The organism is Rhizobium sp. N122 (assembly GCF_002211295.1).
Classification (GTDB): Bacteria; Pseudomonadota; Alphaproteobacteria; order Rhizobiales; family Rhizobiaceae; genus Rhizobium.
The window spans coordinates 247871-268117 of sequence record NZ_LOKU01000056.1 but is presented as its reverse complement, the minus strand read 5'-3'; the positions used below and the strand labels follow the sequence as shown (position 1 = coordinate 268117).

26 protein-coding genes and 1 tRNA gene are annotated in these 20247 nt (G+C 62.3%); 13 read left to right on the top strand and 14 right to left on the bottom strand.

Annotated features, from left to right (window positions below; all coding sequences use genetic code 11):
• From ATY75_RS28705 to ATY75_RS28690, 4 genes are all read right to left on the bottom strand, one after another.
• On the bottom strand, nt 1-202 hold a 202-nt coding region (locus ATY75_RS28705), incomplete at its 3' end, for an ACT domain-containing protein (protein ID WP_143535356.1).
• 215 nt (nt 203-417) lie between these two features.
• Nucleotides 418-1434, bottom strand: coding sequence for an acyltransferase (locus ATY75_RS28700; RefSeq protein ID WP_088940116.1), 1017 nt, complete (start codon nt 1432-1434; stop codon nt 418-420).
• A 46-nt stretch (nt 1435-1480) separates the two neighbouring features.
• Nucleotides 1481-2740 (bottom strand): hypothetical protein, encoded by a 1260-nt coding sequence (locus ATY75_RS28695; protein ID WP_088940115.1) that lies wholly within the window; start codon nt 2738-2740, stop codon nt 1481-1483.
• A 2-nt stretch (nt 2741-2742) separates the two neighbouring features.
• Nucleotides 2743-3792, bottom strand: coding sequence for a glycoside hydrolase family 5 protein (locus ATY75_RS28690; protein WP_088940114.1), 1050 nt, complete (start codon nt 3790-3792; stop codon nt 2743-2745).
• Nucleotides 3793-3927: 135 nt separating this feature from the next.
• Between ATY75_RS28690 and ATY75_RS28685 the strand changes: the two genes are divergently transcribed.
• Both ATY75_RS28685 and ATY75_RS28680 read left to right on the top strand, forming a co-directional pair.
• A complete protein-coding gene (locus ATY75_RS28685; RefSeq protein ID WP_088940113.1) occupies nt 3928-5562 on the top strand; it encodes a GumC family protein in 1635 nt (544 codons plus the stop codon).
• 59 nt (nt 5563-5621) lie between these two features.
• Nucleotides 5622-5954, top strand: a complete 333-nt coding sequence (locus ATY75_RS28680; RefSeq protein WP_088940112.1) for a hypothetical protein — start codon at nt 5622-5624, stop codon at nt 5952-5954.
• Nucleotides 5955-5959: 5 nt separating this feature from the next.
• On the opposite strand, the gene ATY75_RS34785 is transcribed toward ATY75_RS28680, so the two are convergent.
• Nucleotides 5960-6121 (bottom strand): hypothetical protein, encoded by a 162-nt coding sequence (locus ATY75_RS34785; RefSeq protein WP_245317648.1) that lies wholly within the window; start codon nt 6119-6121, stop codon nt 5960-5962.
• A 91-nt stretch (nt 6122-6212) separates the two neighbouring features.
• Between ATY75_RS34785 and ATY75_RS28675 the strand changes: the two genes are divergently transcribed.
• The gene (locus ATY75_RS28675) at nt 6213-6509 is read left to right on the top strand and encodes a DUF982 domain-containing protein (RefSeq protein ID WP_088940111.1); all 297 of its coding nucleotides are present in this window, start codon (nt 6213-6215) and stop codon (nt 6507-6509) included.
• A gap of 223 nt (nt 6510-6732) precedes the next feature.
• Here the strand turns inward: ATY75_RS28675 and ATY75_RS28670 are convergent.
• Nucleotides 6733-6819 (bottom strand) — tRNA-Leu (locus ATY75_RS28670).
• A 168-nt stretch (nt 6820-6987) separates the two neighbouring features.
• Here ATY75_RS28670 and ATY75_RS28665 point away from each other — a divergent pair.
• Nucleotides 6988-7401 carry a BA14K family protein gene (locus ATY75_RS28665; protein WP_088940110.1) on the top strand — a complete coding sequence of 138 codons (414 nt, stop codon included), beginning with the start codon at nt 6988-6990 and terminating at the stop codon, nt 7399-7401.
• Nucleotides 7402-7412: 11 nt separating this feature from the next.
• Here ATY75_RS28665 and ATY75_RS28660 read toward each other — a convergent pair whose 3' ends face one another.
• Nucleotides 7413-7706: a SelT/SelW/SelH family protein gene (locus ATY75_RS28660; protein ID WP_085735686.1), complete on the bottom strand. Its 294-nt coding sequence runs from the start codon at nt 7704-7706 to the stop codon at nt 7413-7415.
• Nucleotides 7707-7831: 125 nt separating this feature from the next.
• On the opposite strand from ATY75_RS28660, the gene ATY75_RS28655 reads away from it, so the two are divergent.
• The 3 genes from ATY75_RS28655 (at nt 7832) to ATY75_RS28645 (ending at nt 9664) form a co-directional block, all read left to right on the top strand.
• Nucleotides 7832-8569 (top strand): type 1 glutamine amidotransferase, encoded by a 738-nt coding sequence (locus ATY75_RS28655; protein ID WP_088940109.1) that lies wholly within the window; start codon nt 7832-7834, stop codon nt 8567-8569.
• Nucleotides 8570-8580: 11 nt separating this feature from the next.
• A complete protein-coding gene (locus tag ATY75_RS28650) occupies nt 8581-9138 on the top strand; it encodes a sugar O-acetyltransferase (protein WP_088940108.1) in 558 nt (185 codons plus the stop codon).
• Nucleotides 9139-9211: 73 nt separating this feature from the next.
• Nucleotides 9212-9664, top strand: coding sequence for a GFA family protein (locus tag ATY75_RS28645; protein ID WP_088940107.1), 453 nt, complete (start codon nt 9212-9214; stop codon nt 9662-9664).
• A gap of 3 nt (nt 9665-9667) precedes the next feature.
• Here ATY75_RS28645 and ATY75_RS28640 read toward each other — a convergent pair whose 3' ends face one another.
• The 4 genes from ATY75_RS28640 to tenA all read right to left on the bottom strand — a co-directional run bounded on the left by ATY75_RS28640 (nt 9668) and on the right by tenA (nt 12864).
• The gene (locus ATY75_RS28640; protein WP_088940106.1) at nt 9668-9967 is read right to left on the bottom strand and encodes a CcdB family protein; all 300 of its coding nucleotides are present in this window, start codon (nt 9965-9967) and stop codon (nt 9668-9670) included.
• Nucleotides 9967-10197 (bottom strand): type II toxin-antitoxin system CcdA family antitoxin, encoded by a 231-nt coding sequence (locus tag ATY75_RS28635; protein WP_088940105.1) that lies wholly within the window; start codon nt 10195-10197, stop codon nt 9967-9969. The genes ATY75_RS28640 and ATY75_RS28635 overlap by 1 nt, the downstream gene beginning before the upstream one ends.
• A gap of 58 nt (nt 10198-10255) precedes the next feature.
• On the bottom strand, nt 10256-12088 hold the full coding sequence (gene lepA / locus ATY75_RS28630; protein ID WP_003589180.1) for a translation elongation factor 4: 1833 nt from the start codon (nt 12086-12088) through the stop codon (nt 10256-10258).
• Between the two features lie 77 nt (nt 12089-12165).
• The gene (gene tenA / locus ATY75_RS28625) at nt 12166-12864 is read right to left on the bottom strand and encodes a thiaminase II (RefSeq protein WP_064835884.1); all 699 of its coding nucleotides are present in this window, start codon (nt 12862-12864) and stop codon (nt 12166-12168) included.
• Between the two features lie 136 nt (nt 12865-13000).
• Between tenA and ATY75_RS28620 the strand changes: the two genes are divergently transcribed.
• Nucleotides 13001-13570, top strand: coding sequence for an XRE family transcriptional regulator (locus tag ATY75_RS28620; RefSeq protein ID WP_064835886.1), 570 nt, complete (start codon nt 13001-13003; stop codon nt 13568-13570).
• A gap of 23 nt (nt 13571-13593) precedes the next feature.
• Entirely contained in the window at nt 13594-14112 is a 519-nt protein-coding gene (locus ATY75_RS28615; protein WP_064835888.1) for a GNAT family N-acetyltransferase, read from the top strand.
• A gap of 15 nt (nt 14113-14127) precedes the next feature.
• On the opposite strand, the gene ATY75_RS28610 is transcribed toward ATY75_RS28615, so the two are convergent.
• Nucleotides 14128-14739, bottom strand: a complete 612-nt coding sequence (locus ATY75_RS28610) for an HAD-IA family hydrolase (RefSeq protein ID WP_064835890.1) — start codon at nt 14737-14739, stop codon at nt 14128-14130.
• A gap of 134 nt (nt 14740-14873) precedes the next feature.
• Here ATY75_RS28610 and ATY75_RS28605 point away from each other — a divergent pair, with 134 nt between their 5' ends.
• From ATY75_RS28605 to ATY75_RS28595, 3 genes are all read left to right on the top strand, one after another.
• Nucleotides 14874-15899, top strand: coding sequence for a histone deacetylase family protein (locus tag ATY75_RS28605; protein WP_064835892.1), 1026 nt, complete (start codon nt 14874-14876; stop codon nt 15897-15899).
• 9 nt (nt 15900-15908) lie between these two features.
• On the top strand, nt 15909-16460 hold the full coding sequence (gene recX / locus ATY75_RS28600) for a recombination regulator RecX (protein WP_064835894.1): 552 nt from the start codon (nt 15909-15911) through the stop codon (nt 16458-16460).
• Nucleotides 16461-16550: 90 nt separating this feature from the next.
• On the top strand, nt 16551-17444 hold the full coding sequence (locus tag ATY75_RS28595) for an EamA family transporter (RefSeq protein ID WP_088940128.1): 894 nt from the start codon (nt 16551-16553) through the stop codon (nt 17442-17444).
• 4 nt (nt 17445-17448) lie between these two features.
• On the opposite strand, the gene ATY75_RS28590 is transcribed toward ATY75_RS28595, so the two are convergent.
• Nucleotides 17449-17916 carry a truncated hemoglobin gene (locus ATY75_RS28590; protein ID WP_088940104.1) on the bottom strand — a complete coding sequence of 156 codons (468 nt, stop codon included), beginning with the start codon at nt 17914-17916 and terminating at the stop codon, nt 17449-17451.
• Between the two features lie 183 nt (nt 17917-18099).
• Here ATY75_RS28590 and mbfA point away from each other — a divergent pair, with 183 nt between their 5' ends.
• Nucleotides 18100-19083 carry an iron exporter MbfA gene (gene mbfA / locus ATY75_RS28585; protein WP_088940103.1) on the top strand — a complete coding sequence of 328 codons (984 nt, stop codon included), beginning with the start codon at nt 18100-18102 and terminating at the stop codon, nt 19081-19083.
• A 559-nt stretch (nt 19084-19642) separates the two neighbouring features.
• Here the strand turns inward: mbfA and ATY75_RS28580 are convergent.
• Nucleotides 19643-20242: a transglutaminase-like cysteine peptidase gene (locus tag ATY75_RS28580; RefSeq protein ID WP_064835900.1), complete on the bottom strand. Its 600-nt coding sequence runs from the start codon at nt 20240-20242 to the stop codon at nt 19643-19645.
• Nucleotides 20243-20247: the final 5 nt, after the last annotated feature.

Genomic DNA, 20247 nt, shown 5'->3' with positions numbered 1-20247 from the left:
CGGCAAAATCGGCGCCGATCTCCGATCCGGACAGACCCTCTTCCGAAATGAAGCTGACGCGCATGAAGAATTTGCCGGTATCAAGATCGTCGAACTGCGAGCTGTCGATGATGTTGCAGCCCTTTTCCGCCAGATAGCTCGAAATCGCCGCAACGATGCCGCGCGTCGATTTGCAGGATACCGTCAATACATAGCTTCTCATGTCTCTCCCTCTTCCCTCTTCAAGGCCGCCGCCGTGCTTAGATCAAAGCCCGGGCCGCGAACAGGCCGGTGCGCTTTCATTCATGCGACAAATTGCAAGGCAAACCATCATGCGTCTGCAAGTTCTCTCACGTTGGGCCCAGCTTAGGAGAAGTTACGCGAAAAACTGTGCCGCCAGCGCCGCCGGGATGCGTATTCTCGCCTCGGGTGCCGATTTTAGGCCGGCGGACGGCTTGCCACCGCGACTTTCCGCCGCGGCGTGGTGATCTCGTGGATGATGGCGCCGCCGATGGACGAGAGCACCAGCGACAGGATCACGAAGAGCACCGGCTGCTGCAGGATGCCGATCGGCAGGCGGTCGGCGGCGACCCTCAGAAACGCGAGCGTGAAGGCGTGGGTGATATAGATGCTGTAGGAGCAATCGCCGAGATAGTTCAGCCATGCGAGGATCGGCAGCCTTGAAAAGTCGATGGAGACCGCCCCGTAGACGATGAAGATCGCCGGGATTCCCCAGGCGTAGAACCGGCTTTCCGGCCGCATCAGCGCCTCGTTGATGAAGAGGAACGCAAAGCCTATCGCCAGCGCCGCCCATGCCCAGCGGTTCGGCAGAACCACCTTCTGCCGGTAGAGCCAGCCGAGCACGGTGCCGGCAAGGAATTCCAGGATGATCGGCTCGCCGTAGAACCGGGTGGCCGTCATCTCCGGCAGCAGCCGGCAGGCGATTAGGATGACGGTGAAGACGGCAAACATGGCCGGGATGCGGCGGTTTTCCGAGAGCGGCAGCAGCAGCGCGAAGACGAGATAGAAGAACATCTCGTAGTTCAGCGTCCAGCCCGGCACGACGACGGGGGTGATCGTGCTCGGATCGGCGGCATTGGTCCATGGCAGAAACAATAGAGAGGCAATCAGATGCGGCAGGTCGAACACTGTCGATTTCAGCAATGACGGGGCCACCAGCGCCACGGCAGCCGAAAACAGCGTTGCCAGCCAATAGAGCGGGACGATGCGTTTGATGCGCCTGCGGGCGAAATCGATGGGGCTCATCGCTCGTCCGCTTGTCGTCAGCCACATGACGAAGCCACTGAGCACGAAGAAGATGTCGACGCCGGTTTCACCATAGAGGAAGGCGGTGGCGTCTATCGCCGGATTGACCTTGGCAAGCTGCAAGATGGCGTGAAAATAGACGACCATCAGCGCCGCGACGGCGCGCAGATATTGAAGCTGGACAAGCATCGAGCGTCTTGCTCCTCGGGCTCGCGCGGGCGCCGTGCCGCTGCGGTCAACTCTTTACATCCGCCGCTCCATCCTGCCGGATGCGCGGGCTGTCGTGGAAGCGCATATATCCGACGACGAACCATAGGAGGCCGGCAATCTTCATCGAGAAAACAGCGGTTCCCCCGATCATCATATTCAGAAAAATGAAAAGAGAAAGTGAATGGGCGCATCGCCGCTGTGCCGCCGTGCGCCCGGCGGGAAAGAGGCAGACGAACAGCCATAGGGCGATGACGCCGAAGATCGTCGCCGCGTAGATCAGGTAGACATAGCCGCTGTCGGCGAATTCGGCGACCCGGTCGACCGAAAGCCCGAGAATGGCGAGAGGATCGAGCTCCATGATCTTCTTCATCGTCAGATTGATGCGACCGGTGAAATTGTCGCCGGTCGCATTGGGTTTCAGGGTGTAGACGAGGAAACCGGCGGCGACGATCAGCGGCATCAGCGCCAGATTGAAATTCTTCGGGATCTTCGGAAAGACGAAATAACCGACAGTGCAGGCAAAACAGAAGATCAGCATGGTGCGCGTGTCGTTCGTCACCAGGATCAGCACCGCCGTGCCGATCATCAGCAGCCGGTCCCAGCGGCCGAGCTTTTCCCACATGGAAATCAGGTAGACCGCGATCACGCCGCAGAAATTGGCCAGCGACACCTGTTCGAGGAAGATCGAGGAGGAACGATGGTCGATGATGCCGAAGGAGAAACGCTCGGGAAAACCGAGCGCGTTCTGGAACAGGCCGGTCGTGTTGTAGCTCAGGGGCAGCAGTCCGCGCGTATTGGCGAAATAATCGGAGGGATGCACGATGCTGACATAGAACGGCACGCTGATGATCTCGAAGATCAGGAAGATCATCACTGTCAGGCTTGCCCAGCGAAAGGCAAGCTTCATGGTCTTCTCGTTGCTCCAACTGCCGAGCCCGGCAAAGCAGAAGATGATCAGAATATTGCGAAAATGATCGATGAACAGCATGCGGTTGAGCACGCTGACATAGATGGTCACGACAAGCGTGAACAACAGGAACAGGAAGGCCGGCAGGTCCGTCTCGTAGATCCCCTTGTGCAGGATGTAGATGATGGCGCTCGCCATGATAAGCCCTTCGCTGGCGGCGACATGCGTCATCGAGAGCGGCATGATGTTGTGGTTGATGAAGGCGAGAATGCCGTTGTAGAGCACCGACAGCAGGCCGAGCCAGAGCAGGGGATAATCGGTCCGCGCCGCTTGGCCGCCGGCTAGAGAGAAAGCTGCCTTCTGGTCGAGGACCGCCACCGTCATTTCCCCGCTGGCTTGACGCTGGCGCAGGCGCCGGTTTTGGCTTTTGCCGAATTGGCGAGAAGCCGCATCTGCGGCCGCTCCGTGCCCTTTTGCGGCTGGACGTTGAACGGCTCGTCGGCCGGCCACCATTCGCCCGCGGCCCAATAGGACCAGCCAAGCCAGGCGTCGCCATTATCGGACATGGTGGCATAAATCTCGGTCAGCCCGCTCATGCAGTCCTTGTCGGCGGCGGCGCCGAATTCGCCGAGAAAGCCGCGCTTGTGGTTGTTCTTCAGCCAGGCTGTGACACCGGCGATCGCTTCTGCCGCGGCGCCAGCACCCTCGCAGGTCGGATGGGTTCCGGAGGAATCGATGTCGAGATATTGGTGGATCTCATAGGCGTAAAAGTCGAGCGGATCGCGCACGCCGAGCATGACCGTGCCGTTGGCGCCGCCGATCACGTCCTGTTCCCAGCTGTGAGCGCCGCTCCAGGCGGTGCCCGGCACCAGGATGAGGTTGCGCGCGCCGACGGCGCGGATGCTGCGGATTGCCGCATTGGCGGCATCGAGCCAGTCGGTCGCCTTGATATCATGCGGCTCGTTCATCAGGCCGAAGAGCACGCCGTCCCGATTGGCGAATTCGACCGCGAGCCTTGCCCAGAAGTCGGCGAAGGCCGCGTCGGTCGCCGGCGCCGTGCCGACCTGCACCTTGTCGTAATAGCCGAAATTATGCGGGTCGAGCAGCACGGCCATGCCGTGCTTGCGGATCAGGCCGACCGTATCTTTGATCCGCTTGAGTTCGTCCTCGTCGAGCCGTCCGCCGAGCGCCGGCTGCAGCCGTTCCCAGCGAAAGGGCAGCCGGATGATTGACATGCCCTTTTCGGCGAAATAGCCGATCGTGTCTTCGCTGGGATAGGTATAATTCGTGCCGTAGACGCCGTCGCGGTCGCCATATTCGCCGCCGGAAAGATTGACACCGCGATAACAGGGCGCGTCGGCCGCAAAGGCCGGCGGGGGGGCGAGAGCGGCCGCAAGCAGCAGCGCCGTCAGATGTCGTCTCGTCCTCATGCTTACCCTCGTAATCCAGGCAAATCGCCACATCGGCGTCGCTCAGATTATTTTAACGGTCCGTTAGCTAAGAATTTCTAAAGTCTCCGCACCTCGGCTTCAGTCTTTGACGCTGGGCGGGACATGAGTGCGCGTATGAACCAGTATGACAGGAACAGGGTAAGCCGGCTCCCTGGCTGGCGCAGTTATGAGTCGCCTCAGACTGCGCCGGAAGGCGTGCGCACGCGCAGTCCTGTGGTCCGTCCGGACGATTTCGTCCCTCCGGCGCCAGAACCCATCCCTCCCGCCTTTGTGCCGCCGCCGGCAAATGTCGCGCAGCCCCGCCAAACCGAGCGCCCGGCGCCTCCGGCCCCACCTGTGCCCCTGACTGCGCCCATGAAACAGCCTGTCGTCGATACGCCGTCGGCCGCGGCCTTCGCATCGGCCGCACCGCTTCTCGATCTCCGCTCCAGCGTTGCCGCGATCTGGAGCCGACGGCTGATCGTGCTCGGTCTGGCGCTGCTCGGCGCCGTTGCCGGTGGAGCTGTGGCGCCCTCGATCGGGCAGAAATTCACCGCTGTCAGCAGCCTCTATTTCGATCCGCGCCAGATCGGCCTTGCCGACGCGGGCGGGCAATCGTCGGGCCCTTCGCCGGAAATGATTTCGACGCTGATCGACAGCCAGGTGCAGATCCTGACCTCTGGCAACGTGCTGCGCCGTGTCGTCGAAACCATGAAGCTCGATCAGGATCCGGAATTCACCGGCGGCCGGACCGATGGCGCCGCCGTCATCGGTACCCTGCAGAAGGCGCTTGTCATCACCCGCCAGGCCAGCACCTATGTCGTTTCGCTTGCCGCGACGACCAACGATCCCGAGAAATCGGCAAGGCTTGCCAACCAGGTCGTCACCTCCTTCTCCGAGGAAGAGAACAGCGCCTCGACCGCCATCTATGAAAACACCTCATCGACACTCGACGGACGCCTCGACGATCTGCGCCAGAAGGTGCTGGAGGCCGAGCAGGCTGTCGAAACCTTCCGCGCCGACAACGACATGGCCGCCACCGAGGGCAATCTGATTTCCGATCAGCGGCTCGTCTCGCTGAACACGATGCTGGTGACGGCCCAGGAAAAGACCATCCAGGCCAAGGCCCGCGCCGATGCCGTCGCCAATCTTCGCGTCGAGGACATCGTCGCCGGCAACCAGGCGGAGGGCGGCGTCACTTCGCCGCTGGTCAGCCTGCGGCAGCAATATGCCACCCAGGCCGCTGCCGTCGGCAGCCTCGAAAGCCAGATGGGCACGCGCCACCCGCGGCTGCAGGCGGCCCGCTCCTCGCTGCAGAGCATATCAGGCGAAATCAAGGGCGAGTTGCAGCGGCTCGCGACGTCGGCAAGAGGCGAATACGAGCAGGCCAAGGCCGCCGAGGACAGCATCGCCAAGGAGCTCGCCGTCCAGAAGGCGCTGCAGGCGAGCACTTCGGACAAGCAGGTGGAATTGAACGAATTGCAGCGCAAGGCGACGGCGGCGCGCGATATTTATGAGACGGTGCTGAAGCGCTCCAGCCAGACGAGCGAGGAGCAGAACCTCAATCAGAGTAACATTCGCGTCATCTCGCCGGCCGAGCCGCCTGTGAAGGCCGATGGCCCGGGAAAGAAGATCCTGCTCATCGCCGGCGTCATCGGCGGTCTTCTCGCCGGTTTCGTCGTCGGCGCCGGTTTTGCGATCCTCGCCGGCCTCTTCAGCCATCCCGTCGTCAGAAGCTATTTCAGGAAATCGCCGGCTGCGGCTGCTTGATCACGATCCCCGGTTCTCCTACATGCTGTGAACGGCCTATTGCCGGCAGGAGAATTCCAATGCGGCTTGTGATGATGCTTCTGATGTCGCTCGTTGCCGTGTCCAGCCTGGCACCCGCGTCGGCCTTTGCCGTCGACTGGACGAAATCACTCGATTCCGGCGTGCAGCCCCTCTACCCCTACAAGGGCCTGCCCGGCGTCAAGGCGCAGCCGGACAAGAAGGAGGAGGAATCCTACAATTGCCGCACTGAAACCGTCCAGATCCGCCGCCGTTATGACGAGATCTTCCGCTCGGGCGGCATGCCGACGCTGATGTATGTCTGCGAACGCGACGGCTTCATCTCGATGGACGACAAGGTCCCGTTGCGCGGCCACTATCAGCCGGTGCGTTAGGCGCTTCAGCCGGTCGGCAAAGCCGCCGGATGTACCTGTCGGAAATATTCTCTCGGAAGCTCCATCCTCAGATAGTCGAAGCCGGCATTGACGTCCGGTCGATCGACGATCGAATATTTGACTGCGCCCTCTTCCTCGGTGCGCCGCAGCGGCAGGCTTTCGGCCACTGCAAAGCCGAGCCGCCTGTAGAGGCCGATCGCCTCCCCGGCATGCTTCTTGCATTGTTACTAATATTCTAACTCTTGGGGAGAAAATGCCATGCAATGGAACACATCGGCGGATTTTGCGCCTCTTGTTCTCTTTGTCGGAGCCCGGCACCAGCGCAGGATCGTCAGGACGCTCCGGGACGCAGCCGAAGTTCTGATGGTGGACTGGCCGTTTGAAGATGGAGAGGAATATGTCGCGGCGGTGAAGGCTTGCGCCGATGCCGTCATGGGGCAGGCGGGGATGAACGAACTCAGGGAATTGCTTCTGAGGGCCGCCAGAGAAGCCGGCATGGGGGTTCTGACCGTTATTCCCGACAGCGGCAAGACGATGGCCGAAATGGCCGCGTAAAGCTCACTGACGACGCCGTCATTGCTCCGGCCAAAGCGTGCCGACGCAGGAGACGCAAATGCAGCGAACTGCCCGGTAGGGACGCCACGCCGGCGCAAATTGATCCGCATGGGCTGAGCTTGAGAGCCGGGCGGCGCGGTAGATATCAGGCAATAAAAAAACCCGGAAAAACCGGGCTTCTTTGCGTTGTTTCCTGACCGCTTAAGGCGGCCTGAAACGGGAATGGTGCCCAGAAGAGGACTCGAACCTCCACACCCTTTCGGGTACCAGCACCTGAAGCTGGCGCGTCTACCAATTCCGCCATCTGGGCGACGGAGAGCGATGTAAGGGGGCGGCTCCTGACTGTCAACCGGGTTTTTGAAGTTTTTCTGACAGTTGGCGAAAAACAGTTGATCACATGCGAGGGAGTTGCCGGAGGGCAGGCATAGCGCTTCACTCGGTACGCCCTATATAGGGGAAATATCGAAGGGAATGCCCCATGCCCGTTGCCCGCACGCTTCTGTTCGCCGGTCTCCTCGCTGTTTTCGCGCCAGCCGTGGCCGGCGCTGATTCGCTGAAGCTGGGCAAGCCGGGAGTCGGGCCGCTCAACACCGGATCGACGCTCTGCGATTTTCGCGGCTGCTTCGGTTTCGGGCCGCAGCAATGGCATCGCCCCGCCTATGTCCAACCGAATTACCGCCCGCGCGGCGCGGGACCGACCTATTACCTGCCGGGTGCCGCGGGGCAGCCACAGCTGACCTATGATCCGCCGCCGGTGCGCCGGGTGCAGCCGAACGCTCCGAACAAGCATATCGCCTGGTGCACCAATGAATACCGCTCCTACAATCCGAGAACGGATCGCTTCCTCACCTATGAGGGCGTCTACAGGGTCTGCCGCTCGCCCTATCGCTGAGAGCGCTGCGGTCAGCTTTCCAGCGAGGCGCGATCGACATGGCCGAGATCGCGGCCGGGCTCGACGATATCGCGAACCCGCTGCTTCAGCTCCTTCGGCCCGGGGAAACCGCCGTCGCGCTTGCGCTCCCAGATCAGGTCGCCGTTGACGCGGATCTCGAAATTGCCGCCGGTGCCGGGGATCAGCGCCACTTCGCCGAGGCTGTCGGAAAAGGTGTGCAGCAGTTCCTGCGCCATCCAGGCGGCGCGCAGCAGCCAGTTGCACTGGGTGCAGTAGAGGATCGAGACGCGGGCTTTGTCGGTCATGGCGATTTCCTTTCGTTCGCGTGGATTTAAGCCCTTGCGGCGTGCTCACGCAATGGCGCGCAAGCATCTTGCGCGTCGTTCGCCGGCATGGTCTCTTCCATAGTCGGTCATACCGGGGAGATCCCATGCGGATAGCAGTCATCGAAAACATGAGGAATACCGGTCTCGGCGCGCTTGCCAGAGCGCTCGATGAGGCGGGAGCTCATATCGAGTGGTTCCGCGTGTGGCAGGACGGCGTCTTGCCGCCGGATATTTCCGGCCACGACGCACTGGTCGTTCTTGGTGGCGAGCAGAGCGCGCTGGATGACGAGACGCATCCCTATCTGCCGGAGCTCGTGCGGCTTTCGCGCCGATTCGGTGATGCCGGCAAGGCTGTGCTCGGCATCTGCCTCGGCAGCCAGATCCTCGCCCGCGCTTATGGTGCCGACAATCATCTCGGCACCGCCCGTGAGTTCGGCTGGCACGGGATCGGTGTCACCGGGGAAGGCCGGGCCGATCCGCTGCTGTCGGCGCTTGGCGGTGAATTCACCATTTTCGAATGGCATGCCGACACGTTTTCCCTGCCCGAAGGTGCGGTGCGTCTGGCGACGAGCCCGGTCGCCGAGAACCAGGCCTTTCGCATCGGTCGCGCCGTCTACGGCACCCAGTTCCATTTCGAGGCCGACCGAGCAGTTGTTGAGCAATGGAAGGCGGAATTCCCTGATACGATCGCCCGCATCGCCCCCGGTTGGCTGGAGAACCATGCCGAACTGGCAGCGCGGCATGGCGTCGCCGCCGATGTCGCCGGCCTTGCCATCGCGCGTGCCTGGGTCAGCCTGATCGAACCGGCAGAGATCGGAATATTGGCGGAGGCCTCGGCTTGAGAGGCGACGCAATGCGGGCGAGCGAACGCGAGAAGATGGCGGCAGGCGAATGGTATTGCTGCCTCGACGACGACCTCGATCTCTTGCGCCGCCAGACGCGCCTGGCGGTCCATGCGCACAACACGCGGCCGCCGGACGCGCGCGGCGCCATGGCGCCAGCCCTGAGGGCGCTCTTTGCGGGCGTGGCCCCCGATGTCTTCATTGAAGCGCCGTTTCACTGCTCTTACGGCATCAACATCACGCTCGGCGAGCGCGTCTATTTCAATGCCGGCTGCGTCATCCTCGATTCCGGCCGGGTGACCGTCGGCGACCGCACGATGTTCGGTCCCGGCGTGCAGATCTATTGCGCCGAACATCACAAGGATGCCGCCCTTCGCAGCGCCGGCATCGAGATCGCCCGGCCGGTTGCGATCGGCAGCGATGTCTGGATCGGCGGTGGCGCCATCATCCTCGGCGGCGTCACGATCGGCGATGGTGCGATCGTCGGCGCGGGCGCCGTGGTGACCAGGGATGTGCCGGCGGGCGCCACCGTGGTCGGCAACCCGGCGCGTCGGATAAACGCCGTCTGAAATTCGGCCTGCCTCGCCTCCCTCGACAATGGCGCCGGCTCCGCTAGATCACGTGGCCAAGGGGAGAGATATCATGACAGCACAGAACCTACCCATGGAAGGCGGCTGCCGTTGCGGCCGGGTGCGGTTGAAGGTCAGCGCGCCGCCGCTGCTGACCATGGCCTGCCATTGCACGGGCTGCCAGAAGATGACCGCGAGCGCCTATTCGCTGAGCGCCGCCATCCCCAGCGAAGGTTTCGAGGTGACGAAAGGCGAGCCCGTCATCGGCGGCCTGCACGGCGTTACGAAACATTATTTCTGCCCGCATTGCATGAGCTGGATGTTCACCCGCCCGGAAGGCATGGACTGGTTCGTCAATTTGCGTGTCACCATGCTCGACGATCCCAGCTGGTTCACCCCCTTCATCGAGACCTGGACGAGCGAGAAGCTGGCCTTTGCCGAGACCGGCGCGGTGCACAGCTACGCCGCACTGCCGGAGATGGCGGCCTATGAAGGGTTGGTCAAGGAGTATATGGCGAGAGGGTGATCCTCAGAAGCCCTGGAAAAGAAAGTCCAAGGCGCTGATGATACGATCGCTGTCAGAGGTGAGATCTGCGGCGACGACACCGATCTCCTTTATCGAAATTGCACCGATGAATTGGGTCGCCATCACGTATGGCACGTTATTGATCACGAATTGCGGATTGAGCTGACGCATTATTTTGGGAAGAGCTTCCAGCGGAAGCATCGGCGCCATGATCCGGGTCGTGAGCTCGCCATGCAGATCTGACTGCAGATCGAGAGCAAGCGCATCGGTAGGCACGAGATTGTAGACGTGAAACCGCGCCATCAGAATTGTCGATATTTCTGAAACGGTAGGCCATGCTTTTCGACGTAGGCATTGGAAGCAGCGATAGCCTCGGCATTCTCGATACGCCACAGCCGCTCGCGTTCCGCCTTTATGGCTTTGGCGATTCCATCTTCCGCCGCCCTGGATATGTTGATCTTGAGGTCGCGCGCCTGCGACACGAGGCCCTCATCCAGAGAGAGGTTCGCTGCTTTTCTCGCATGCTGCGCCATGACGATCTCCTTGGTCTGATGCGCACACTATATGCGCATCAGTTGCCATTGAGAAGCGTTACTCGTCGCCCATCTTCAACGCGGCGATGAAGGCTTCCTGCGGAATCTCGACCTTGCCGAACTGGCGCATGCGCTTCTTGCCGGCCTTCTGCTTGTCGAGCAGCTTGCGCTTGCGGGTGGCGTCGCCGCCGTAGCATTTCGCGGTCACATCCTTGCGAAGCGCCGAGATCGTCTCGCGGGCGATGACGTTGCCGCCGATCGCCGCCTGGATCGGGATCTTGAACATGTGCTTCGGGATCAGCTCCTTGAGCTTCTCGCACATGTCGCGGCCGCGCTTTTCGGCGGCGGTGCGGTGCACCATCATCGACAGCGCGTCGACCGGCTCGCCGTTGACGAGGATCGACATCTTCACGAGATTGCCCTCGCGGTGATCGGTGAGCGTATAGTCGAAGGAGGCATAGCCCTTCGAGATCGACTTCAGCCGGTCGTAGAAATCGAAGACGACTTCGTTGAGCGGCAGGTCGTAGGTCAGCATCGCGCGCGTGCCGACATAGGTGAGCTCGATCTGGATGCCGCGCCGGTCCTGGCAGAGTTTCAGAATGCCGCCGAGATAATCGTCCGGAGTCAGGATCGTCGCGCGGATCCACGGTTCGTGGATTTCCGAGATTTTCACGACATCGGGCATATCGGCCGGGTTGTGCAGCTCGCGCTCCGAGCCGTCGGTCATGAACATCTTGTAGACCACCGACGGGGCGGTGGCGATCAGATCGAGGTCGAACTCGCGCTCCAGCCGTTCCTGGATGATTTCGAGATGCAGCAGACCGAGGAAGCCGCAACGGAAGCCGAAGCCGAGCGCAGCAGACGATTCCATCTCGAAGGAGAAGGAGGCGTCGTTGAGGCGCAGCTTGCCCATGGCGGCGCGCAGATCCTCGAAATCGGCGGCATCGACCGGGAACAGGCCGCAGAACACCACCGGCTGCGCCGGCTTGAAGCCCGGCAGTGCCTGTGCGGTCGGCCGCTTGTCCTCGGTGATCGTATCGCCGACGCGGGTATCGGCCACTTCCTTGATCGAGGCGGTGATGAAGCCGATCTCGCCGGGGCCGAGGCTGTCGACATTGACCATCTTCGGCGTCAGCACGCCGACACGCTCCACCTGGTATTTCGCATCCGTGCCCATCATACGAATGGTCTGACCCTTGGTCAGCACGCCGTCGATGATGCGCACGAGAACCATGACGCCGAGATAGGTGTCGTACCAGCTGTCGACGAGGAGCGCCTTCAGCGGCGCTTTGTCGCCGCCCGGGCTCTTCGGCGCTGGCAGCTTGTTGACGATCGCCTCCAGCACGTCGGGAATGCCGAGGCCGGTTTTGGCCGAAATCAGCACGGCCTCCGAAGCGTCGATGCCGATCACTTCCTCGATCTGTTCCTTGATGCGGTCGGGTTCGGCGGCCGGCAGGTCGATCTTGTTGAGCACGGTGACGAGCTCGTGATTGTTGTCGATCGCCTGGTAGACGTTGGCGAGCGTCTGCGCTTCCACGCCCTGGCTGGCGTCGACGACGAGCAGCGAGCCCTCGCAGGCCGACAGCGACCGCGAGACTTCATAGGCGAAGTCGACGTGGCCGGGCGTGTCGATCAGGTTGAGAATGTATTTCTCGCCATTGTTTGCCTGGTAGTGCAGGCGCACGGTCTGGGCCTTGATGGTGATGCCGCGCTCGCGCTCGATATCCATATTGTCGAGCACCTGCTCGGACATTTCGCGCTCGGCAAGGCCGCCTGTCGTCTGAATCAGGCGGTCGGCCAGCGTCGATTTACCGTGGTCGATGTGGGCCACGATCGAGAAGTTGCGGATATGGGACAGCGGAGTGGTCGAATTGGTGCTCATGCGCGCCATATAGCAGCGCCGCCCCCTGCCGCAAAGCGGTAATTATCCCGCTGTTTACGCTATTTTGCGGGCCGGACGGAGGCGTGTCAGACCGGCCAGGTCTCCAGCCGCCAGGCCGAATCCCAGAACATCCATTCATATTGCGAGGCGCGCACGAAGACATCGGTCATCTCTGTGCGTTCCGCCGGCGAGGCGGCGCGAGCGGCGATATCGGTCAGCGCGATCACTTCGCGGGCGCCGGCGGCAAATTGCGGATCGCCATAGGTATTGATCCAGGCCTGGAAGGCATTGCCCTCGATCGCCGGCCGGCTCTTGATCGCCTCGCCGACATGCCAATAGATCCAGAAGCAGGGCAGGATTGAAGAAAGTGCCACCGCGTAGGAGCGATGATAGGCGGTGGCGAGCAGAAAATTCGTATAGGCAAAGCAGGCAGGCGACGGTTCGGCCGCTGTCACATCTTCGGAAGTGATGCCGAACTGGGTGAGGAAGCCGGCATGCAGGCCCTGCTCGACGGTGATCGCCTTCTGCGCCGAACCGAGAAAGCGCAGCACCTGCGCATTGTCGGGCGCCTTGGCAGCGACGATCGCAAGGCAGCGCGCATAATGTTTGAGGTAAAGCGCATCCTGCAGAATGTAGTGCCGGAAAACCTCCGGCGGCAGCGTGCCGTCCGAAAGGCGCGTGAGCAGCGGCAGCACCTCGATCTCGGCCATGATGGGCGCGATCCTGTCCCAGGCGGCTGCCGTGAAGCTTTCCGTCAGTTCCGTGCTCTGCGTGCTGGCGTCCATCACTCTCTCCCATCGAATTGCGTTGCCATATATCGGTGACGCCGAGGCGAAAGCAAGATTGGTTTGCCGCCTCCGTCGCGGCTTGATTCCATCATCAGATCATGTATTTCTCTTATAGTAGAATCTGGGATCGGATATGGAAGAGCAACTGGAACAGGCAATCGGCATCCGTATCCGCAAGCTGCGGCTGGACAAAGGATTGACCCTTGACGATCTCGCCACGGCCTCCGGCGTCAGCCGGGCGATGATTTCGCGCATCGAGCGGGCGGAGGCGAGCCCCACCGCCTCGCTGCTGGCGAGGATTTGCGCCGCGCTCGGCTTGTCGTTGTCTGCCTTCTTTGCGGAGGAGGGGGAGCAGGCCTCGCCGCTTGCCCGCCGGCAGGAGCAGCAGGTCTGGCGCGATCCGGAGACCGGTTATCTCAGGCGGTCGGTTTCGGCACCCGGCACCGCCTCCGACGTCGATATCGTCGAAATCGAGTTCCCCTCTGGCGCCCGCGTCAGCTTTCCCCCGCATGCCGCCTCCCATGGCATGACCCAGCATATCTGGCTGTTCGACGGCGAGTTGGAGATGACGGCAGGCGAGGTGGTCTACCGGCTGCGCCCAGGCGATTGCCTCTTCATGCCGGTCGGCGAAGGCCATGTCTTCCACAATCCCGGCAACGCGCCGGCACGTTATTGCGTCGTGCTCGATCGCGGCGGCCGCTAACAGCTTCAGTTCAGGAGAAGACCATGCCCGATATCCGTATCCTTTCCGCCGAGGAGGCGCGCGCCGCCATTCCGGCGCTTGCGCAAGTGCTTGCAGATTGCGTCGCCGGCGGCGCCTCCGTCGGCTTCATGCAGCCCTATGGGCCTGAAGAGGCCGAGCACTATTGGCGCGATGTCGCCGATGCCGTTGCGACGGGCGGCAATCTGCTGGTGGTCGCCGAACTGGAGGGCAGTATTGTCGGCACGGTGCAGGTGGGGGCCGCGCAGATGACCAATCAGCCGCATCGCGGCGATCTGAGGAAGCTCCTGGTGCATCGCTCCGCCCGGGGGCGCGGCATCGCCCGGTTGCTGATGGAGGCCGCCGAACGCGAGGCGGCAAGGTGGGGCAAGACCCTGCTGGTGCTCGATACGGCAACCGGCAGCGATGCCGAGGCGATCTATCCGCGCCTGGGCTGGCAGCGGGTCGGCGTCATCCCGGATTATGCGCTGTGGCCGGAAGGCGGCTTCTGCGACACCACGCTGTTCTACAAGCGGCTCGCCTGATTGCGTCGGCTGGGCTCATTTCGGACGGCCGAAGGCGGAAAGCGTCTCATGCAGCCTCGCGCCCGCGGTCCATTGCGCAGCATGCCAGCCGAATTGCCGCGCCGCGTCGATATTTTCCGCCATATCGTCGATAAACGCGATTTCGCCGGGCAGGACGCCGGCCCGCTCGGTCGCCAGCCGGAAAAAATCGGCCGACGGTTTGCGATGCCCGAGCGCTGCGGAATAGAGGATACCGTCGAAATGCGCGCCAAGGCCGGCCTCTTCCATCAGATAGTGCGCCCGCCTGTGTTCCTGGTTGGTCGCCAGGAACAGCGCGACACCGCTTTGCTTGAGGGCGGCGAGCTCTTCCAGGAGCGTGAGATCAAGGCGGGAATCGTTTGCAAACCAGTAATCGATCAGCGTCGCGGCGCTGAGATGCGGCGCGATCTGTTCCAGTACTTTCGCGAGGCTGGGCTCCAACGGCTCACGGCCAACGATGATGTCAGCCCAGCACGTCTGCAAGAATTCCCGCTGCAGCAGCTCGGGTCGCAGCCCGAGATCGCGCTCGAGAAAGGTGAAATGCGGCAGGCCGTCAGCCGGCCGGCCATGAATGAGCACGCCGTCGACATCGACCATCAGCACTTTCATGCGGAAATTCCTCGTTCTCGAAGCAGCGGCGAGGGTGGCGTTATTGCGCTGGATGATCAAGAGCTCGCCGCACCGCTTTTTTGTCGCGGCAACCCCGTGTAAATCTCGACCTTCAATCACAGGCAGGATCTGAAATGCGCGTCATCTATTCCGAAGACCATAAGCTGCGTGACGCCAGGACCGAGCTCTACGCCGGTCAGCTGGTGACGCCCTTCGAGGCGCCGTTCCGGGCCGAATGGATCCTGGCGGCGGTGAAAGAGGCGGGCTTTACCGATGTCGTGGCGCCCGTTGCGCACGGGCTGGAAACGGCTGGAAAGGTGCATGATCCCGCCTATCTCGATTTTCTCGCCACCGTCTGGGATCGCTGGGTGGCGGCCGGTTTCACCGGCGAGGCGATCGCCAACTCCTTCCCGGTGCGCCGCACCAGCCAGCGCGTGCCCGACAATATCGTCGGCGCGATCGGCCATTACGCCAACGCCGCCGATACCTCGATCACCAAGGGCTCCTACGAGGCGGCGATCGCCTCGATGCGTTGCGCTTTGACGGGCGCCGATTGGCTGGCAGAGGGCCATCGTTTCGCCTTCGCGCTTTGCCGGCCGCCCGGCCACCATGCCGGCATCGATCTTTTCGGCGGCTATTGCTTCATCAACAATGCGGGCGTGGCGGCGCAGCGGCTGCTTGATCGCGGTGCGAAAAAGGTCGCGGTGCTCGATGTCGATTTCCACCATGGTAACGGCACCCAGGATCTCTTCTATCACCGAGGCGATGTCTTCACCGCCTCGCTGCACGGCGATCCGATGCACGCCTTCCCCTATTTCCTCGGCCATGCCGACGAGGAAGGCGAGGGGGCGGGAGCGGGCGCCAACCGCAACTATCCGATGCCGCCGGGCACGCCCTGGGAGGCCTGGTCGTCGACCCTTGCCGATGCGCTCGCCCGCATCAAGACCTTCGGGGCCGAGGCGATCGTCGTGGCGCTCGGCGTCGACACCTACGAGCGTGATCCGATCTCCTTCTTCGGGCTCACTTCTGACGATTTCACCCGCATGGGCGCGATGATTTCAGCCGCCGGCCTGCCGGTGCTCGTCTGCATGGAGGGCGGTTACGGCGTGCCGGAGATCGGCCTTAACGTCGCCAACGTGCTCAAGGGTCTGGAAGCCTGATTGCCTGGTATGACCGACGAGATCGTTCCATCCGATATCCCGACACCCCGCATGCTGAGCTGGGCGCGCAACTCGGCCATCTACCGCCTGGAGCGGCGGATGATGACGGAAAAGCAGCTCTTCGACGCCATCACCCGCAAGGCCAGGGAGAAGTTCGAGGATATCAGCGCGGGCCAGATCAAGGCCGTTGCCGATTTCGCCGTCAAATTTGCCTATGACAACAAGGTGCTCGACGATAGCGCCTTTGCCGAAATCAGCACGCGTTCTGCCGTGCGCGGCGGCAAATCGAAGCGCGCGATCGCCCAGAAGCTGACCGCCAAGGGCGTCTCCGGCGATAAAGTCGAGGTGGCACTCGAGGCGGCGGACGATCTCTATGCCGCGGCCATATTCGCCCGCAAGCGCGCCTTCGGCCCGTTCCGCCGCGTCGAGCTCGACGACAAGCGAAAGGCGAAGGAGCTTTCGGCTTTCGCCCGCAACGGCTTCAGCTTCGAGATTGGCAAGAAGGTCTTCGACATGAGCTTCGAAGAGGCCGAAGAGGTCATCCTCTCCGGCCGCCTCTGATGCATCAGGTCTTTTGCTGCCTGGATCAGAAGTTTGAATTTGTGGGTTGCAAATGGCCTTCGTATGAAGAGCGCGCAATCGGAGGCGGACATGGAAGACAGAACCAACGACGGCGCCGGCGTGCTGGCAATCGAAGGACCTGCAACATCCGGCGGCCTGGCGGCCGGCGCGCTGATGTGCCTGATGTCCATGTCCTCGATCCAGTTCGGCGCCGCACTTTCCTCCTCGGCCATTGCCGCCTATGGCCCAGCCGGCGCCAGCTGGCTGCGCCTTGCCTTTGCCGCCCTCATTCTGGCCGTCGCCGTCCGTCCGCGCATATTCAGCTATACGAGAGAGCAATGGACGAGTGCTCTGGTTCTCGGCACGACCACAGCGCTGATGACCATGAGTTTCTTCGCGGCGATCGAGCGTATCCCGCTCGGTCTCGCCGTGGCGATCGATTTTCTCGGGCCGCTTTCGGTCGCCACCATCGGCTACGGTCTCAGCCGGCGCCTGGTCTGGCCGCTGATTGCCGCGCTCGGCGTTCTGGCTCTTGCCCATGACGGTGAAGGCTGGGTTGGAAATATCCAGGGCATTCTCTTCGCCTGTGGCGCGGGAACCGGCTGGGCGATCTACATCGTGCTCACCAAGAAGATCGGCGCAAGCTTCAAGGGGCTGGAAGGGCTTTCCATGTCGCTCATGGTTGCCGCTGTCGTCGCCACACCTTTCGGCTTCGCAGGCGCCGTGCCGGCGCTCGATAGCTACGGCCTGATCGAAATGGCGGGCCTTGCCGTTCTCGTGCCGCTGCTGCCCTATACGCTGGAGCTGATTGCCCTGCGGCGCATGCCGACAACCTCCTTCGGCATCCTGATGAGCCTCGAGCCGGCCATTGCGGCTCTTGCGGGCTTCGCCATTCTGACGCAGCCCCTGACCCTTCTGCAGATGGCCGGAACGGCCCTGGTCGTTGCCGCAAGCGCCGGCGCCACCTTTTCCACAAAGCAGTAGGAGATCAGCCCGTCTTCCTCGTCGGGTCGTCGAGGGCGGGATTGTAGAACAGCGACAGCGTCAGGCTTTTGGCAATCCGCTCGGCTGTCGCCATGAACCAGGCCTTTGCCTCCGGCGTTGGCGCGATATCGTCGAGCGTTGCGGCAAACAGCGACAGCCACTTCGGAAAGAGATCGGGCGTCAGGTTCTGGACACCGGTATGCGCCTGCACCGGCTTGCCGCCATAGGCGCCGCTGCGGAACGCGACCGCCGACCAGAAGCTCTTCATTTTCTCCATATGCGCCGGCCAGCGGCCGGAGAGCCTGGCGTCGAACACCGGGCCGAGATCGGGATGCGTAAGCACTCTGGTATAAAAGGTCTCGACCAGCCTGCCGATAAAGGCCTCATCGACGCCCATTTCTCGCATCTCGGCCTCAGCCCTTTCGCGGATCGCCGCGATATGGGCAGGGCGCCCCTGAATCTCATTATCCATTGCAAAACCCCGGCGCCGCGTGATGCGGCGCTCTTTCATATAGGCGTTTAAGACAGCGAGCCAAAGTCATCGGTACCCGCTTGCGGCAATCTGTCAGCCCAGGCGCTTCCATCACTTCCCACGCCCTTGACCGTCATCGCCGCCTTCTTTAGATTTAGAATAATTCTAAAATTGGAGAAGACCATGCTGGCGCGGTTTTTCAGATCCTCGAAACGATCGTTCGAATCGCTGTCCGAGCAGGAGATTCTCGCCCTCGCGATCGCCTCCGAGGAAGACGATGCCCGCATCTATCTCGCCTATGCCGACAGATTGCGAAGTGAATTTCCGGCCTCGGCCAAAGTCTTCGAAGATATGGCCGAGGTCGAGGATACCCATCGCAAGTCGCTGTTCGAACTCCATCGCCAGCGTTTCGGCGAGCGCATTCCGTTGATCCGGCGCGAGCATGTCGAGGGCTTCTACGAGCGCAAGCCCGACTGGCTCAGGGCAAATCTTACCCTGGAGGCGATGCGCCGGGAAACCGAGGCGATGGAGGAGCAGGCCTATCGTTTCTATGTCGAGGCGACAAAACGCACCTCGGATGCCTCGATGCGCGAGCTTCTCGGCGACCTCGCTCTTGCCGAACAGGGGCACGAGGATATCGCCCGCATGCTCGGCGACAAACACACGCCTGAAGATGTCAAGCATGACGAGGACGCGACGGTGCATCGGCAATTCGTGCTGACCTATGTGCAGCCGGGCCTTGCCGGGCTGATGGACGGCTCGGTCTCGACGCTGGCGCCGATTTTCGCCGCCGCCTTCGCCACGCAAGATACGTGGCAGACCTTCCTTGTCGGCCTGTCCGCCTCCGTCGGCGCCGGCATCTCGATGGGCTTCACTGAAGCCGCCCATGACGACGGCAAGATTTCCGGCAGGGGCTCGCCGGTCAAACGCGGCCTTGCCTGCGGCATCATGACGGCGCTCGGCGGCCTCGGCCACGCCCTGCCCTATCTGATCCCGCATTTCTGGACGGCGACGATCACTGCCGCGATCATCGTCTTCTTCGAACTCTGGGCAATCGCCTTCATCCAGAACCGCTATATGGACACCCCCTTCCTGCGCGCCGCCTTCCAGGTGGTCCTCGGCGGCGGCCTGGTGCTCGGCGCCGGGATATTGATTGGGAATGGGTGAGCTGCGGTCGGGCGCAGCCCGAGCAATCGATCCAGTGAATCGATTGCAGCAGCGAACGCCCGGAGCCATGCGGAGGGCCGGGAGACGGTGCGGCAAACGCAACCCATTAAGAGTGCCGCAAACTCCACGACGATTTTATATCACCCGCCGCAGGCTCAACAATCAGCCCTCATCATGAGGCGCCTCGCGCCTCAGGATGAGGCTGGAGAGAGGGCGCGCCAGCATCCTTGCCCTTCGCTTACGCACCGTACATTCGCGGCTTTGCCGCTTACCCCCTCATCTGCCCTGACGGGCATCTTCTCCCCGCTGGGGAGAAGGGGACTCGTGGCGGCGCCTCACTCCTCTTGAGACCTTTGATGCAAGAATGATGACCGTGCGGCTCGCTCCCCTTCTCCCCAGCGGGGAGAAGATGCCCGTCAGGGCAGATGAGGGGGTGAGGAGCGTCAACGACGAACACCTTGAGCGAAGCGAAAGGTAACGGTCGACGCGTTTCCAATTTCCCCAAAACAAAAGGCCGGCTTTCGCCGGCCTTTTTTCCCCACATTCCCCCCGGAAATCCTTACCGCAGTGCGCCGACCAGAACGTCGCGGCCGTTCTCGATGGTGACCCAGCGGCCGGCATTGTAGCTCGACTGGCGCTTGACGAAGGAATAAGGGGTCGCAAACCACGGCTTGACCTCGGCGGCGAGGTTGTCGAGCACGAAGTCGCCCTCGGCGCTGCGCAGCGTCAGTACCGCATGGCCTTCACCATCCGGCTTGCGCACGACGGTCATCAGCAGATCGGCAGCCGAAAAGCCGCGCTGGATCAGCATACGGCGCTTCAAGAGCGCGAAATCCTCGCAGTCGCCGGCGGTGGTCGGATAGGCCCAGACCTCATCCTTGCCGTAAATTTCCTTGTCGGTCATCGGGGTGATCGTGCGGTTGACGGTGGCGTTGACCGAACGCACCAGCGACCACTTTGCCGGCGTCATCTCGACCGGGCCGGAATTGCGGTTTGCACCGCATTCGCTGCGGTGGATCTGACAGAAATCATAGTGGCCGATCGGCTGGGATGTGGCATTGCCCGTTACCATGGAAGCATTTCTGCTGGGGGCCGGTATGGCGGCCGTCGCCATCGCAAACATGGCCATCATGGCCACAAAAATACCCTTCATCCGCACGCCCG